We start from the raw sequence: 14551 nt of genomic DNA, 5'->3' as shown, positions 1-14551 counted from the left end.
TAATATCTCACTTTTTTTGGAAGGCCTGAAGCTGTGCTTTAAACTTGTCGAGGTTATCCTCGGTATATTTTTGATAATCAAAATCAATGTCGGAATGTATTTCCGACACCATACTCCACATCGTTTCACGCAAGAGCGAGGCACATTTCATTGCCTCGTATCTATGAAGAAGTTCATCTGTGATCGGTTTATCGAAATAGTTTTCAAGTACCCATTGCTCAGACTGCTTATCCAGTTCTGAATTGGAAACAAGCCCGCCGAGATCAAAGAGCGGCGAATTAAAGCCGGCGTAATCCCAATCAAAAAGCCAAAGGCGTTTGCCATCATCGATGAAATTGGCTGCGAGCAAGTCATTATGCCCAAAACCCAGATCAACTTTGCCGACAGCTTTTTCCAGTTCTTCTGCACTGTTTAAAAGCCACGATAACTCTTTGATCATGCGGCTATCGCCCTCACGCAGGGTAGCAGCATAATCACGGATGACATGAAAAACCCAAAATACGAGCGAAGGACCACGAAGAAACTTAGGTATCTCAGTATGTACTCGTCGCAGAAGAGGAATAATCTTCTTCAAGTTTTCAGGGTCACGCACCATGCTTTCGTTGTAACAGGTTCCTTCGATAAACCGTAAAACCATGATGCCATTTTCAGCAAAAACCACTTCTGGCGATATTCCTGCCTGATAAGCAGCTTCACTTGCCGCAAGCTCATTAAAGCGCATAACATGGTGCACGGGAATATCTTCCCCGAACCGGACAACATATTTTCCCTTGTTATCCTTTACTGTATAATTGTGGTTCGTGATCCCGCCCCCTAAAGGCTCAGGATCAACAGCACCGTCCCAACAGGGGAGCTGTCTTATGATATCTTCTTTGTTCGTCATCGGGTTTCCTATCCCAATTCCCCGCCCAATCCTAGGCGTTGTTTTGCTTTACGAGAACCTGCGGCAATCATGCGATCCGCAATAATGGCTATGAAGGCAATAGAAAGACCTGCAACAAGCCCGCGCCCAGTATCTGCCTTGGCCAGCGCGATATAAACTTCTTGTCCCAAGTCTCGCGTTCCAACCAATGCGGTGATAACCAACATGGAAAGGGCAAGCATTATTGTCTGATTAAGTCCCAACAGGATTTCAGGAAGAGCAAGTGGTAACTTAACCTTCCAGAGCAATTGTCGGCGCGTGCATCCCGATGTTATACCCGCTTCTATCAAGGCTGATGGGATTTGCTGTATTCCGTGGATCGTATAGCGAATAGCAGGTGCAATTGCATAGAAAACTACAGCAACCATTGCCGAAAAATCACCAACACGGAAAAGCATGACCACAGGAATCAGATAAACAAAACTTGGCAAGGTTTGAAGCGTGTCAATCATCACCTGTACAATTCGTCCCAGACGATCATTTTCTGCCGCAGCAATTCCTATTGGAATACCGATCAAACAAGCAATAACCACTGACACACCACAGAGATAAACAGTTATCATCGCCTTTTCCCACATTCCGGTAGCGACAATAAACAGACTTAATAGAAGCGTCAGAAGAAACAATTTCTTGCCCCCTAACTGCCAAGCACCGACACAGAGCAAAAGGATCGTCCAGGCCCAAGGCATCTTCAAGAGTACCAACTTCACAGGTACCATGAAATATACCAAGACAAAGGTTTTATAACTTTCCAAAGCATCAAAGAAGTTGACATTAATCCATGCGACCAGCTCGGCAAGAGATGTACCGACACCTAGCTCCAAAGATTGCGGATAGCTTTGAACGGCTGGAATAAGCAATCCCAATACCAGGGTTAACAAAACAATGACTGATACAGATAAAAACCATGGATGCCGTTTGACGATATTCAGATGTCCGTCCAAGTGAACAGTCTCAGTTCTGGTGGCAAAGGCTTGGCTCAACCGATCCAGAGCGATGGCAAGAACAACAATACCAACCCCAGCTTCCAATCCTCCACCAATGTCTAGGCGACGCAAGGATGACAGAACGTCATAACCCAGTCCGCCTGCCCCGATCATCGACGCAATAATCACCATATTCAACGACAACATGATTACTTGATTGACACCAACCATAAGCCCAGGAGCAGCAGACGGAACAAGGACTTTCCACATTAACTGGCACTTAGTACATCCCGCCATATTTCCAAAATCAACAATCTCGCTCGGCACCCCTCTTAACGACATAATGGCAATACGTGTCATTGGCGGCATGGCATAAATAATTGTCGCAATCATTGCCGCAACAGGACCAAAACCAAATAAAAACAGGATAGGGACCAAATAGGCAAAAACAGGTATTGTTTGCATCAGGTCCAGAACAGGCGAGATTGTTTTCTCGAACCATGGGAAACGATAGGCGCCTATAGCCAATAACAACCCGCCAACAACACCAAAAGGAACGGCAATGACGATAGATGCCAAAGTAACCATTGCGCTGTCCCACTGACCAAAAATAGCCAGATAAAGAAAACAGCCCCCAATAAACCCCGCAAGCTTCCAATCTCGAGCATAATGCCCCATTGCAACCACTGCTGCGATCACAGCAATCCATGACAAGGGAGGAAGAATTTGGATCGCCTGCGATCCCTGCCCTTCCATAAATCCGGTAGAAAAGAGACTGGTGGCAAATGACAAAGGAATATCCAGTAAACCTGATATCCCGCGCGTTAATTCTTTGAAAGTAAAGAAGCCAAAATTCGCCTCTTCTACCAACCAGTCCATAAAGTTTGAGATGTATTTTTTAACCGGAATTTGCGATTTGCGTGGAACCTTGAACATCCACTTTGGAAATAATCCCTTGCCTTCAAGATACAAAAAAACCGTGACAAGCAGTGCCAATAACCAAAATATTTTCGCTGACTTAAAGGGCTGGATATCCAGAACTCTGTTCTTCATTGCGGTGATCACAACGATACCTCGCGCCCCACAAGAACATCCATAACTCTTTTCCGGCTCAAGAGCCCGACAGGTGTGCCCTCAGCCGATGTAACAGTAAACGGTTTATCTGCCTGCTCGATATCATCCGCAATATCAGCAATTACAGTATATTGAGAAACAGACCCCGCTGTGGAGACTGATGCATCAAAGTTATCTTTCAACAAACCTGCGGTCAGAACTTTGGCACGCGGAATATGTTGCGTAAATTCAGCAACATAATCTGTCGCCGGGTTCATAACCAAATCCTCAGGCGTGCCAATTTGTATTACCTTGCCATCTTTCATAATCGCAATTCTGTCGGCGAGGCGAATAGCTTCATCAAAGTCATGGGTGATGAAAACAATCGTTTTCTTTAGAACATTTTGCAGACGGATAAATTCATCCTGCATTTCCCGGCGAATAAGAGGATCCAACGCGGAAAAAGGCTCATCCAGAAACCAAATTTCAGGTTCCACGGCCAGAGAGCGAGCAATACCGACACGTTGCTGTTGCCCACCAGAAAGCTCTCGCGGATAATAACCTTCCCGCCCGGATAAGCCAACGAGCTCAATAATTTCCTTTGCAATTTTCTCACGCTTCTCTCTTGAAACGCCCTGCACCTCCAAGGGGAAAGCAACATTCCCTAAAACAGTCAAATGTGGTAATAAAGCAAAATGTTGAAACACCATCCCCATCTTATGGCGACGGATCTCAATCATCTCATCATCGCTGGCTTTCAATAGATCCTGACCGTCGAACAGTATCTCACCATCTGTCGGCTCAATCAGACGGGACAGACATCGCACAAGTGTCGATTTACCAGATCCTGACAAGCCCATAATGACAAAAATTTCACCAGAGTGAATATCTATATTCACATCCCGAGCGCCACCAACAAGATTGGCTGCCTTCAAATCACGGGATTTCGGCTTATGATTATGTTTGGCGAGAAAGTTCTTTGCGTCGGGGCCAAAAATCTTCCAGACACCACGGCACGACAATTTAACTGACGAGTTCATACCCACAGGACCTACACTTAAATAGTTTCACGTTCTGATATTAAGATCGCAAGTTTACAGACTAAACTGTTAAAGATTACTCAGGGTAGAGAGGTGCAGGAAAGAACCACCTACTCACCCCAAGCAATTGACACCTTACTTAACCCAAGATGCCCAACGATCTTTATTTGCATCAACCCAGCTACTCACGACAGCATCCATATCTTTACCATCAAGGTCGACCTCAATAATCATCTGTGACATTTCATCATTTGAAATGTTAAAGTTTTCAATTGCTTTATGGGCACCAGGCCATTTATCCTTCACGCCAGACCATGCAACTTTCCAAATTGGCCCCGTTGGCTTGCCACAGTCATAAGCAGCATCTTCGTTAGACCCCCAGGACGGATCACTATAACATTCCGCAGTATATTTAGGGAACTCAACCCATTCACCGTCAAATTTTGCAGGCGCCCAGTGAGGGGCATAAACCCACAACAAAACAGGTGCTTTTCTTTGATAAGCAGATTCAAGTTCAGCAAAAAGTGCTGCATCAGTCCCCGCATGAATAACTTCAAAGTCCATTTCGAGAGCTTCAACACGCTCGTCATCAAAGCCGCCCCACGTCACCGGCGCACCGAGATAACGTCCTTTGGGTGCCGTTTCAGGTGTCGCGAAAGCTTCTGCACATTCATTCAAAGCTTCCCAATTCGGCAGACCGGGACATACTTCTTTCATATATGAAGGATACCACCACTCTTCGATAGCCTGCATACCTGTTTCACCCAGGTTTTCGACTTTACCTGTTCCAACAGCATCGTCCATCGCCTCGCGACCGGTCGTTTCCCATATCTCCATGGCCACATGAAGATCGCCTTCTTTAAGGCCTGCAAACTGCGCGATATAATCAGCCTGAACATATTCAATATTATAACCAGCTTTTTGAAGCACCGACCCCATGATTTTGGTGGTCAGGAGCTGCCCCGTCCAATCATGCAATGTCAGTTTAATAGGGTCATTTGACTCAACATCAGCAAAAGAAGCTGTTGTTGCCATGTTTGATAGCGCCAGACTTCCCAATAAAGCCAATGCAAACCGTGATGTTTTAATCATAAACCTACTCCCTGTAAGGATTGCGAGTTCTTTTTTATTGATTTTTATGTATCAAGATTTTTAATATCCAAAAATATCAACATATATCATCAAAAGTCAACACAAAAACAACATCACGAGTAGGAACATTCGTTCTTGTAGGCTCTCTTGTGGATTTTAAGCGGCTGAATCAACGTCATACAAAAAAGGCCACTCGAAAAAATCCAAGCCGCCTTTAAATATAAAATTGATAATTTCCTTAAATAACCTGAACACTTCCGCTCAGATACTATTTAGCCTCATTACCGAGTTACAATAACTTCGACCTCGGCCTCTCGCAAGCAAGCAGTCAATTCCGGATCAGGTTCTCCATCAGTGATCAGGACATCGATAACCTTTAACGGCGCAACCTTAACTAGACGGGATCGATTAAACTTGCTCTGATCGACCACAACAATTGTCTTTTGAGCTTGCTCCATCACCGTGCGCGAAAACTCGGCCTCTTCCAGATGATCAACCATCAACCCCTTAACCGGATCCAATCCACCCAGAGACAAAACAGCATACTTCACATCAAACTGCTTAATAAAAGCAATGGCCGAAGGCCCAAAGGCTGCGGCATCGTCGGCGCGTAATTCGCCCCCGGCAATATAGACCCTGTTCGCATTGCGGGTAGCCAGCGCTCTGGCCGTTTCCACAGAATTGGTAACAACAAGCAGATTTGAATGTTCTTGCAATGCATGCGCCGCAATCGCAGTTGTACTTCCTGTATCCAGAATTAATGAATCACCACTCTGAATGATTTTGGAAAGCTCAAAACCAATGCGTTGTTTGGCTTCGTGGTTTTCGACCATCCTGTACTGAAAAGGTGGTTCATGCCCTTCGTCGGGTACAATAATGCCGCCATGCACTTTTTCAACAAGTCCGGCACTAACCATCGGTTTAACATCTCGTCTAATAGTCTCATCAGAAACTGAAAATTGATCAGCCAACTCAAGGATTGTGCAAAGCCCCTTGTGTCGAACGGCCTTCAAGATCTCTTTTTGTCTTGTTGTTGAATGCATAAAACTGTTTACCCTCTCTCAACTACCTAACAGATAGGGTAATTCCCTTCAAAAATCAAATTTTTGAACCGCAAAATCTTCTATTCTGCGGCCTTCTTACCCAATACTTCATTTCCCCTTAACGCCTTACCTTACTCATATTCTTTTTCGTTTTGGCAGTTGGCTCAGCTATCAAGGGATCATCAGGCCAATAATGACGGGGATATCGCCCCTTCATATCCTTTTTTACATCATGGTAGGTATTGGCCCAAAAACCAGCCAAATCACTTGTAACTTGCAGTGGACGCCTTGCGGGCGATAACAAATGAAGACGCAAAGGAACACGCCCTTCAAAAATCGACGGTGTCACCGATAATCCAAAAAGTTCCTGAAGCCGAACCTCAAGAGTAGGTATTTGAGGATCATCGTAGCTAATCCTTGCTGTATTCCCAGTTGGAAGCCCGATCCGGTCTGGGAAATTATTATCCAGAAACTGTCGCTTGTCCCAATCCAGAGATGAAAGCAGAATACTTTTAAGATTCAAGGCTTGTAATGACTTGAGCGTCGAAACATCATCAAGATAAGGCCGCAACCATGCCTCGAGAATAGAAATTAGTCCGGCTTCAGAAAAATCAGGCCAATCGACCTTCTTTGCCAATACACCAGCAGAAATAACCCGACGACACAAGTGCTCAAGGTCAGAGTCTGGCTTAAGGATCGCCAAGCCTTTACCCCTCACTAAATTGAGGATCTCCTGCTTGATCGCCTCCTGATCAGGTTCTTTAACACGTGTTGCCTTTAGAATAACTTCGCCGATACGTTCAACCTTCTCCCCCAGAAAAATTCCCTTTAAGTCATCAAGTCGTACTCGGTCTTCGGGCACGATGCTTTCAGCATGAAATTTGCGAATTTGATTTTCCGACACCTCAATTGCCTGATAAACGCGGGCAGAAGCCCCCGTACCACCTATATTTGTCATAACGAGGTAAGGTTTTGATGCCAAAGGATCAAGCTCATCCAGCTCTGCCCCCTTTCCTCCAGAGAGCTTAAAACGTCCCACAGTATTTTTACGCAACTTTCCAATACGATCAGGATAGGCAAGGGATACAAGTCCGCCAGCACAGTCCATGCCGAACTCTTTATCAGGATTGACACCCAAAGCTCTGGCATATTGTTCTGCTGTGCGTTTAACCTGCTTCACTCGGTAGGAATCAAACAGGAACCCTTTATCATCTCTATTTGCCGCAAAAGCACCAATACGCACCAAAAGATCGGTCGGCGTTTTATTCGCCCCCTGTTGTAAAACATCTCTTTCGGTTAATAACGCTGCAATAAGACAGGCAACCCACCCAGCGCCCTCTTCCTTGCCTGTAACAAGCATATGAGCAAGCCTGGGGTGAACCGGAAGCCTAGACATCTTTTTACCATGATCCGTGATATGATCACTATGATCAATAGCACCTAAGGATCTTAGCAACTCCATTGCCTGTTTCCAGGATGATTTGGGAGGAACCGTGCACCAGCTTAACTCTTCAGGATCAGTCGCCCCCCAATTCAAAAGCTCAAGAACAAGGGAACAAAGATCTGCTTCTTGGATTTCTGGTCTGTCTTGTAATGACAAAGCCCCGCTTTGAGATTCAGGCCATAAACGATAACAAATACCCGGTTCCAATCGGCCAGCACGACCAGCTCTTTGATCTGCTGATGCCTTTGAAACACGAATGGTTTCCAGTCTTGTTAAACCAGATGAAGGATCAAATCGGGGACTGCGACGAAAACCACAATCAACAATTATTCGAATGCCATCAATGGTTAAGCTTGTCTCTGCAATAGAGGTCGCCAAAACAACTTTACGGTTTCCATTCCCGACAGGTTCAATGGCTTTTCGTTGTTTCGCCATGGGCAAATCGCCATAGAGAGGATAGACTTCAACACCTGCCATCCCTTGCTTTGCCTTTAAGAGACTTTCAACCCGCTTGATTTCCCCAACGCCAGGCAGAAACGCAAGAATACTCCCCTGCTCTTTGTGAAGGACATCGGCTATTTTATCCGCCATATCAAATGAAATATTCCGGCGTTCCGTTTCTCGCCCGTATTTTATATCAACCGGGAAGCTTCGCCCCTCACTGGTCACGACAGGGGCATCACCCATTAGATGAGAAACAGCCTGACCATCCAAAGTAGCTGACATAACCAAAAGCCTGAGATCATCCCGAAGTGCAGACTGAACCTCCAGACAAAGCGCAAGCCCCAGGTCTGCCTGCAAACTGCGCTCGTGAAATTCATCAAAGATAACCAATCCCACACCGGATAATTCGGGATCCTTCTGCAGCATTCGGGTCAAAATCCCCTCAGTGACAACCTCGATTTTGGTTCGGGCACTAACCTTCTTTTCCAAACGGATACGATAGCCAACCGTTTCCCCCAGGTTTTCACCCAACAGCTCGGCCATTCGTATAGCAGCCGTTCTCGCAGCCAGTCGCCTTGGCTCAAGCATGATTATTTTATTATCGCCAAGCCAATCTGACCGAAGAAGATGCAGAGGTACGCCCGTTGTCTTACCAGCACCGGGAGGAGCCTGAAGCACAAGCGAAGGGTTTTCTGCAAGCGTTTGAGCGATTTGAGGAAGAACGGAATCTATAGGTAAGCCAATCATATCAGGCTTATACCATTACTAACTCTGGGATATCTAGAATTTAGACAAGAAAAGAACCATGCGACGACCCTAACCGGAAGTCTCTAGGCAATTAACGGTTCCATTTACTTTGCAATTAAACAGCTTAATAGCCTGATCACCTTTTAAACGCGCTTCATCAGCGATACATTTTGACCAAATATCCAAATTCTCAAGAAAGTAGGTCACTTCCTTCTTACAGCTCTCGAAATCTTTAGCATCTAAAAACTGAATTTCTATGTATTGGTTTGTACACTTAGGTGGATCATAGTTCGGCTTTACACATTCAGCAAAAACGGGTCCCGCCCATAGTGTTCCCGCCAGAATCAGGGGAATAGAAATTGTCTTTACAGTACTTGGCATATCAACAGTTCCGTGGCCTCAACATGACAGGGAAACCACACAGTTCGTACGGCTATCTTCTCTTTGATATCCCAGAATGGTAAAGGAAACGATAATGCTTTATTTCATCCCCTGTTTATCCTTTAGCAGAAATAAAAAAAGGACACCCGAATGGGGATGTCCTTTCAAAAGTATCACTGCTACCCTTAGCCAGCTTTTTTCTCTGCTTCCTGCCCACCGGGGTTAGGACTGAAAAACTTTTCATATTTCCCGGGAACTCCATTGAATTCATCAGCATCAGCAGGTGGTTGCCCCTGCTCTGTAATATTTGGCCAGATCTCAGCATACTTAGTGTTCATCTCCAACCACTTTTCAGCTTCCGGATCTGTGTCAGGCAAGATCGCTTCCGCAGGACATTCCGGTTCGCAAACACCACAATCAATACATTCATCCGGATGAATAACAAGCGTGTTTTCCCCTTCGTAGAAACAATCTACAGGGCAAACTTCAACACAATCCATGTACTTGCATTTAATACAATTATCCGCAACGACATAAGTCATAACGTACTCCAGTGATCAGCCGACAATTAAAATGGCTGACAAATAAAATTAAGACGCTTTGTTATAGCCAAGCTCATTATGGCTTTCAATCAAACGTTTACGCAAAGAAGATGCCGTTGCTTCTCCATCGCCTGTGGGCTGGTAGAATACATTCACATCCGCAGATTTATTTCTGTTCAAAGAACGAAGAGTCGCTTCACTTTCGATGTCAAGAGTATCAAAGCCACAACGCTGCATAAGCTGAATTTGATCATATAAAACATCCCCAACAGCTCTGACTTCCCCCTCAAACCCATAGCGTTCTTTCAGAATACGAGCATAGGAATAGGCTCTGCCATCACCAAATGCCGGAAAATTCAAGGCAACCAAAGAGAGTTTGTTTAAATCATCTTCGATTAACTCAGGAGATTCATTACTTTCGAGCAAAACGCCGAGTTCCAAACCAAGGTCAATCAAAGTCTCTTTTTCATTCTTCCAGCGATCAAGCGATACAATAACAGAGGCCCCGGCAGGAACCTCGGCTTCATCATCCAGCTTGATCCATTTATCAGCAATCTGACGTCCATCTTTTATGAGCGGCATTTTACTTCTCTTTTCTCTTTAATCTGCCTAGCCAGTACGTCCTGATTTAGAACGTGTTCCAGCTTCAGCTAGGGTTAAATTTCATTCAACAAAAGCCACTAGACTTATGCCGTTTTATTTCTTGTAGCGCCTGTATCAAGGAAGTGAATACCGCATTCCGTTTTATCCTGATTTTTCCAGCGCCCGCTGCGTGGATCTTCACCCGGTTCAACCCGGTCTGTACAAGGCATACATCCAACAGAGGGATACCCATCAGCTTCTAAGGGATGACGCGGCAAGTTATGTTTATTGAAATAGGCCGTAATCTCCTCGCGCTCCCAATAGGCAAGCGGATTGATTTTGATCCGGGATCCTTCTGCTTCAACAAGCTCTAATTTAGCGCGCGTAACAGACTGAAACCTCTTACGTCCAGAAATCCAAGCATCAAGATCATCAAGCGCACGGTTCATTGGTTCAACCTTACGCACCCAGCAGCACATATCAGTATCCTGGTTCCAAAGAATACCTTTGGGATCTTTTTCAGAAACCTTTGCTTCTTCGGGCAAGATCTGACGCACATCAGTTAACCCCAAGAACTCTGTCAACTGACGCCGATAGCGGTGGGTTTCTCCAAATAACTTTCCTGTGTCCATAAAGATAACAGGCGTATCCGGATTAACCTGAGCAACCAGATGCAAAAGGATGGCTGACTCTGTCCCAAAAGAAGAGACAAGTGCAACACGGCCTTTAAATTCACCTTCAATCAGGCGGACAAGAGCATCATGGGTCGACAAATTCCGAACACTGTCCAGCAATTCTGCTGCACGGGATTTAGTCGTTTCAAGACGCTCTCGTGCGCTTCCTTCTTTTGGTAACAAGGTCGATGCCTTAAGCATAAAGTCTTTCCTTGAACGGAGACATGCCAACCCGGTTATAAGCATCAAGGAAGCTTTCCTCGGCACTGTCGCGGATTTCGAGATAGGTGTTCACCACAGTTTCCACAGCATCGACAATTTTATCATAGGCAAATGATGGCCCGATAATCTTGCCTATCGCAGCGTTTTCGTTAGCATTTCCACCCAAAGTAATCTGGTAGTATTCTTCACCCTTACGATCAACGCCCAGAATACCAATGTGTCCCACGTGGTGATGGCCACAGGCATTGATACATCCGGAAATCTTTAGCTTCAGCTCACCGATATCGTATTGGCGTTCGATATCGGCAAAACGTTTGCTAATGGCCTGAGCAACCGGAATTGAACGCGCATTTGCAAGGGCACAATAATCCAGTCCCGGGCAGACGATCATATCGGAAATCAACCCCAGATTACCTGTTGCCAAGCCTGCTTCTTGCAAGCCAAGGAAAACATCATACAGGTCATCAAGCTTCACATGTGGCAAAACAAGATTTTGTTCATGTGTCGCCCGAATTTCATCAAAGCTGTACTTCTCGGCCAGATCTGCAACAACTTCCATCTGATCATCAGTGATATCACCCGGCGCTTCGCCTTCTGGCTTCAAAGAGATATTCGCGATGGCATAGCCAAGCTTTTTATGCGCAACAACATTGGCACGCACCCAGGTTGCAAAGCTGCGATCCTCAAAGCGTTTGACTTCAAACGAACGAGATGTCGCATCAAGCGTTTCAAAGGTTGGTGGTGCAAAGTAATTGTTAATACGATCAACTTCTTCCAAAGGCAGATTCAACGCCGTATCTTTAATCCGGTTCCATTCTTCTTCGACCAGACGACGGATTTCATCAATACCTGTTTCATGCACGAGTATTTTGATACGGGCTTTGTATTTGTTATCACGACGACCAATCTGGTTATACACACGCAAAATTGCCTCAAGATAAGATAACAGGTGCTCTTTCGGCAGGAATTCTCGAACGACCTTACCGATCATTGGTGTCCGTCCCTGACCACCACCAACATGGACTTCAAAACCAACATCACCATCATCATTCTTAACAATCGCCAAGCCGATGTCGTGAACACGGATTGCAGCACGGTCGGTTGTTGCGCCCGTCACAGCAACCTTGAATTTGCGAGGCAAGAAGGTAAATTCCGGGTGTAATGAAGACCACTGACGAATGATTTCACAGTATACACGCGGATCTTCGATCTCGTCTGCTGCTGCACCTGCGTATTGATCAGATGTGGTGTTTCTTATGCAGTTACCACTGGTCTGAATCGCATGCATCTCTACTTCGGCAAGTTCCTTGAGGATGGTTGGAACATCCTTAAGCACGGGCCAGTTATATTGAATGTTTTGACGCGTCGTAAAGTGACCATAACCCCGATCATACTTGCGGGCAATATGGGCCAGTTTACGCATCTGCACTGAGTTAAAGGTTCCATAAGGAATAGCAACACGAAGCATATAGGCATGCAGTTGCAGATAAAGACCGTTCATCAAACGCAATGGCTTGAATTGATCTTCGGTCAAATCACCTTCAATACGGCGCTCGACCTGATCCCCAAACTGTGCAACACGCTGTTGAACAAAGTCATAATCAAATTCGTCATAGCGGTACATGTCGTTATTCCTTCGCTTGTCCGTGAGAGTTGGCCTTACTGCCATGACCATACTCAACGGTTGGGCCTTTCGCCCGGATACCTTCCTTAACTGAAAGCGGCTGAAGACCAGCTTCATTACGCTCAACTTTAATCAGGTAGGGACCAACAATTATCTGATTTGCTTCGGCCTTTTCTGCCTCAACCAATAACGCTGCTGCGCCATCCTTATCTTCGACGGCCTTTGCTGATGTAAAATGATCTGTCCATTCTTGATTTTCACCCAAATAGACAACACCACCACCCAGCAGTCTGTTCGCAGTCATAATTTGCAATGACATTTTCTTTACTCTCTCCAAAACGTGCCGTTTATAGACCGGCAACGGCGACTTCATTCAAAAAGGAAGCCGTATTTTTATTTTCCAATGCAGCAGTCGTAATCTTCTGTATATCCGATCTATCGGCATAGGCCGCGACTGATCCCACAACGATCAGTGAAGGGCCTGTAACCTCATGCCGCTTAACCATTTCAGCCGCATCAAAAAGCTGCCCGGGAAGAACCCTTTGATCAATACGCGTACCATTCTCGATAATCGCGATTGGTGTCTTCGGATCCTGTCCATGCTTGATCAATCGATCAGAAATTTGACCGGCATTTTTAAGCCCCATGTAAAAAACCAGCGTTTGGCGGCTGTTGATTAACCCTGACCAATCAGCAGCTGTCATATCATCGCCAGTCTGCCCAGTAACAAACGTAACCATTGATGCATGTTCGCGATGCGTTAAGGGGATGCCAGATGCCGCAGCACACCCCACCGCAGCAGTAATACCCGGGACAACATCAACTTCAATCCCGGCAGATTGCAGCACATCCATTTCTTCCCCTCCACGACCAAATACAAACGGGTCGCCGCCTTTCAGACGAACAACGCGTAGTCCTTTACGTGCTTCGCGAACAAGAATGCCATTAATCTCGTCTTGAGTATGACTGTGGTGCCCTGGTGCTTTACCCACATAAATACGATCTGCATCGCGGCGCACATAATCCAGAATTTCATCACTGATTAATCTGTCATATACAACCACATCAGCTTGCTGCATAAACCTCATCGCGCGAAAGGTCAGAAGATCCGGATCACCGGGGCCTGCACCAACGATGGCAACATGGCCATTGGCATTTTCCTGTTTCCAGTTCCGATTAATCAGGCTGAGCATACTCTCGCGGGCAGAAACCTCACGTCCAGACAAAACAGATTCAGCAATAGGGCCATCAAAGAAATTTTCCCAAAACTTTCTGCGCTCATTACCACTGGATATGGTACCCTTCACTGCCCCGCGAAAACTATCTGCAAACGAGGCAAGACGTCCAAGCGCCGGGGGTAACATTCCTTCAATTTTCTCGCGAAGATTACGGGCAAGAATTGGTGCAGAACCGCCGCTGGAAATACCGATAACAATCGGAGAACGATCAACAATTGCAGGCATAATGAAGTCTGATAACTCAGGGCGATCAACAGCATTAACCTTAATCCCCTGTGCTCGCGCAGCTTTCGCAACTGCAGCATCAATCTCTTCAATATCAGTTGCCGCAAACACAAGGCTTGCACCATTTACATCTTCGTTCAGGAACTTACGTCCAAGGTGGTCAACCTCTGCACTTGCAGCCAACTCTTCAATTTCACTACAGAGCGAAGGTGCGATCACAGTTACTGCAGCATCAGCTTTACGAAGCAAACGCAGTTTCCTGGCAGCTAAGTCGCCGCCGCCAACCAAAACAACTTTCTGTCCCCTAAGAGACAGGAAAATCGGAAAGTGATCCATGACACCCTCACACCTA

At 45.8% G+C, this 14551-nt stretch carries 13 protein-coding genes; all 13 read right to left on the bottom strand.

The annotated features are described in order from the left end of the window. Positions 1-7: 7 nt before the first annotated feature. On the bottom strand, positions 8-883 hold the full coding sequence (locus D9A03_RS04315; RefSeq protein WP_120495993.1) for a choline kinase family protein: 876 nt from the start codon (positions 881-883) through the stop codon (positions 8-10). An 8-nt stretch (positions 884-891) separates the two neighbouring features. Continuing rightward, positions 892-2901, bottom strand: coding sequence for a proline/glycine betaine ABC transporter permease (locus D9A03_RS04310; RefSeq protein ID WP_120496379.1), 2010 nt, complete (start codon positions 2899-2901; stop codon positions 892-894). A gap of 8 nt (positions 2902-2909) precedes the next feature. Then, positions 2910-3941, bottom strand: a complete 1032-nt coding sequence (locus D9A03_RS04305; protein ID WP_120495992.1) for a glycine betaine/L-proline ABC transporter ATP-binding protein — start codon at positions 3939-3941, stop codon at positions 2910-2912. A gap of 135 nt (positions 3942-4076) precedes the next feature. Further along, a complete protein-coding gene (locus tag D9A03_RS04300; RefSeq protein ID WP_120495991.1) occupies positions 4077-5033 on the bottom strand; it encodes an ABC transporter substrate-binding protein in 957 nt (318 codons plus the stop codon). 281 nt (positions 5034-5314) lie between these two features. Continuing rightward, complete coding sequence (locus D9A03_RS04295; protein ID WP_120495990.1) at positions 5315-6076, bottom strand: DeoR/GlpR family DNA-binding transcription regulator; 762 nt, start codon at positions 6074-6076, stop codon at positions 5315-5317. A gap of 118 nt (positions 6077-6194) precedes the next feature. Next, complete coding sequence (gene hrpB, locus D9A03_RS04290; protein ID WP_120495989.1) at positions 6195-8711, bottom strand: ATP-dependent helicase HrpB; 2517 nt, start codon at positions 8709-8711, stop codon at positions 6195-6197. Between the two features lie 69 nt (positions 8712-8780). Then, positions 8781-9092, bottom strand: coding sequence for a hypothetical protein (locus D9A03_RS04285; protein ID WP_120495988.1), 312 nt, complete (start codon positions 9090-9092; stop codon positions 8781-8783). A gap of 185 nt (positions 9093-9277) precedes the next feature. Then, entirely contained in the window at positions 9278-9634 is a 357-nt protein-coding gene (gene fdxA / locus D9A03_RS04280) for a ferredoxin FdxA (RefSeq protein WP_120495987.1), read from the bottom strand. A 48-nt stretch (positions 9635-9682) separates the two neighbouring features. Continuing rightward, positions 9683-10216: a DUF934 domain-containing protein gene (locus tag D9A03_RS04275; protein ID WP_120495986.1), complete on the bottom strand. Its 534-nt coding sequence runs from the start codon at positions 10214-10216 to the stop codon at positions 9683-9685. 104 nt (positions 10217-10320) lie between these two features. Next, positions 10321-11091 carry a phosphoadenylyl-sulfate reductase gene (locus D9A03_RS04270; protein ID WP_120495985.1) on the bottom strand — a complete coding sequence of 257 codons (771 nt, stop codon included), beginning with the start codon at positions 11089-11091 and terminating at the stop codon, positions 10321-10323. Further along, positions 11084-12736, bottom strand: coding sequence for a nitrite/sulfite reductase (locus D9A03_RS04265; protein WP_120495984.1), 1653 nt, complete (start codon positions 12734-12736; stop codon positions 11084-11086). Before D9A03_RS04265 ends, D9A03_RS04270 begins: the two co-directional genes overlap by 8 nt. A 4-nt stretch (positions 12737-12740) precedes the next feature. Further along, the gene (locus D9A03_RS04260) at positions 12741-13055 is read right to left on the bottom strand and encodes a DUF2849 domain-containing protein (RefSeq protein WP_162937969.1); all 315 of its coding nucleotides are present in this window, start codon (positions 13053-13055) and stop codon (positions 12741-12743) included. A 28-nt stretch (positions 13056-13083) separates the two neighbouring features. Further along, positions 13084-14535 carry a siroheme synthase CysG gene (gene cysG / locus D9A03_RS04255; RefSeq protein ID WP_120495982.1) on the bottom strand — a complete coding sequence of 484 codons (1452 nt, stop codon included), beginning with the start codon at positions 14533-14535 and terminating at the stop codon, positions 13084-13086. Positions 14536-14551: the final 16 nt, after the last annotated feature.

This window comes from Kiloniella sp. EL199, assembly GCF_900313065.1.
GTDB lineage: Bacteria > Pseudomonadota > Alphaproteobacteria > Kiloniellales > Kiloniellaceae > Kiloniella.
Note: the sequence above shows the minus strand (reverse complement) of the source record. Positions and strands in the feature narration are given on the sequence as shown.

What these genes read in the sequence shown, in the direction of transcription:
- D9A03_RS04315 (WP_120495993.1), bottom strand. Translation starts at nt 883, where the DNA reads ATGACGAACAAAGAAGATATCATAAGACAGCTCCCCTGTTGGGACGGT.
- cysG (WP_120495982.1), bottom strand. Translation starts at nt 14,535, where the DNA reads ATGGATCACTTTCCGATTTTCCTGTCTCTTAGGGGACAGAAAGTTGTT.
- fdxA (WP_120495987.1), bottom strand. Translation starts at nt 9,634, where the DNA reads ATGACTTATGTCGTTGCGGATAATTGTATTAAATGCAAGTACATGGAT.
- D9A03_RS04270 (WP_120495985.1), bottom strand. Translation starts at nt 11,091, where the DNA reads ATGCTTAAGGCATCGACCTTGTTACCAAAAGAAGGAAGCGCACGAGAG.
- hrpB (WP_120495989.1), bottom strand. Translation starts at nt 8,711, where the DNA reads ATGATTGGCTTACCTATAGATTCCGTTCTTCCTCAAATCGCTCAAACG.
- D9A03_RS04275 (WP_120495986.1), bottom strand. Translation starts at nt 10,216, where the DNA reads ATGCCGCTCATAAAAGATGGACGTCAGATTGCTGATAAATGGATCAAG.
- D9A03_RS04295 (WP_120495990.1), bottom strand. Translation starts at nt 6,076, where the DNA reads ATGCATTCAACAACAAGACAAAAAGAGATCTTGAAGGCCGTTCGACAC.
- D9A03_RS04300 (WP_120495991.1), bottom strand. Translation starts at nt 5,033, where the DNA reads ATGATTAAAACATCACGGTTTGCATTGGCTTTATTGGGAAGTCTGGCG.
- D9A03_RS04265 (WP_120495984.1), bottom strand. Translation starts at nt 12,736, where the DNA reads ATGTACCGCTATGACGAATTTGATTATGACTTTGTTCAACAGCGTGTT.
- D9A03_RS04310 (WP_120496379.1), bottom strand. Translation starts at nt 2,901, where the DNA reads ATGAAGAACAGAGTTCTGGATATCCAGCCCTTTAAGTCAGCGAAAATA.
- D9A03_RS04305 (WP_120495992.1), bottom strand. Translation starts at nt 3,941, where the DNA reads ATGAACTCGTCAGTTAAATTGTCGTGCCGTGGTGTCTGGAAGATTTTT.
- D9A03_RS04285 (WP_120495988.1), bottom strand. Translation starts at nt 9,092, where the DNA reads ATGCCAAGTACTGTAAAGACAATTTCTATTCCCCTGATTCTGGCGGGA.
- D9A03_RS04260 (WP_162937969.1), bottom strand. Translation starts at nt 13,055, where the DNA reads ATGTCATTGCAAATTATGACTGCGAACAGACTGCTGGGTGGTGGTGTT.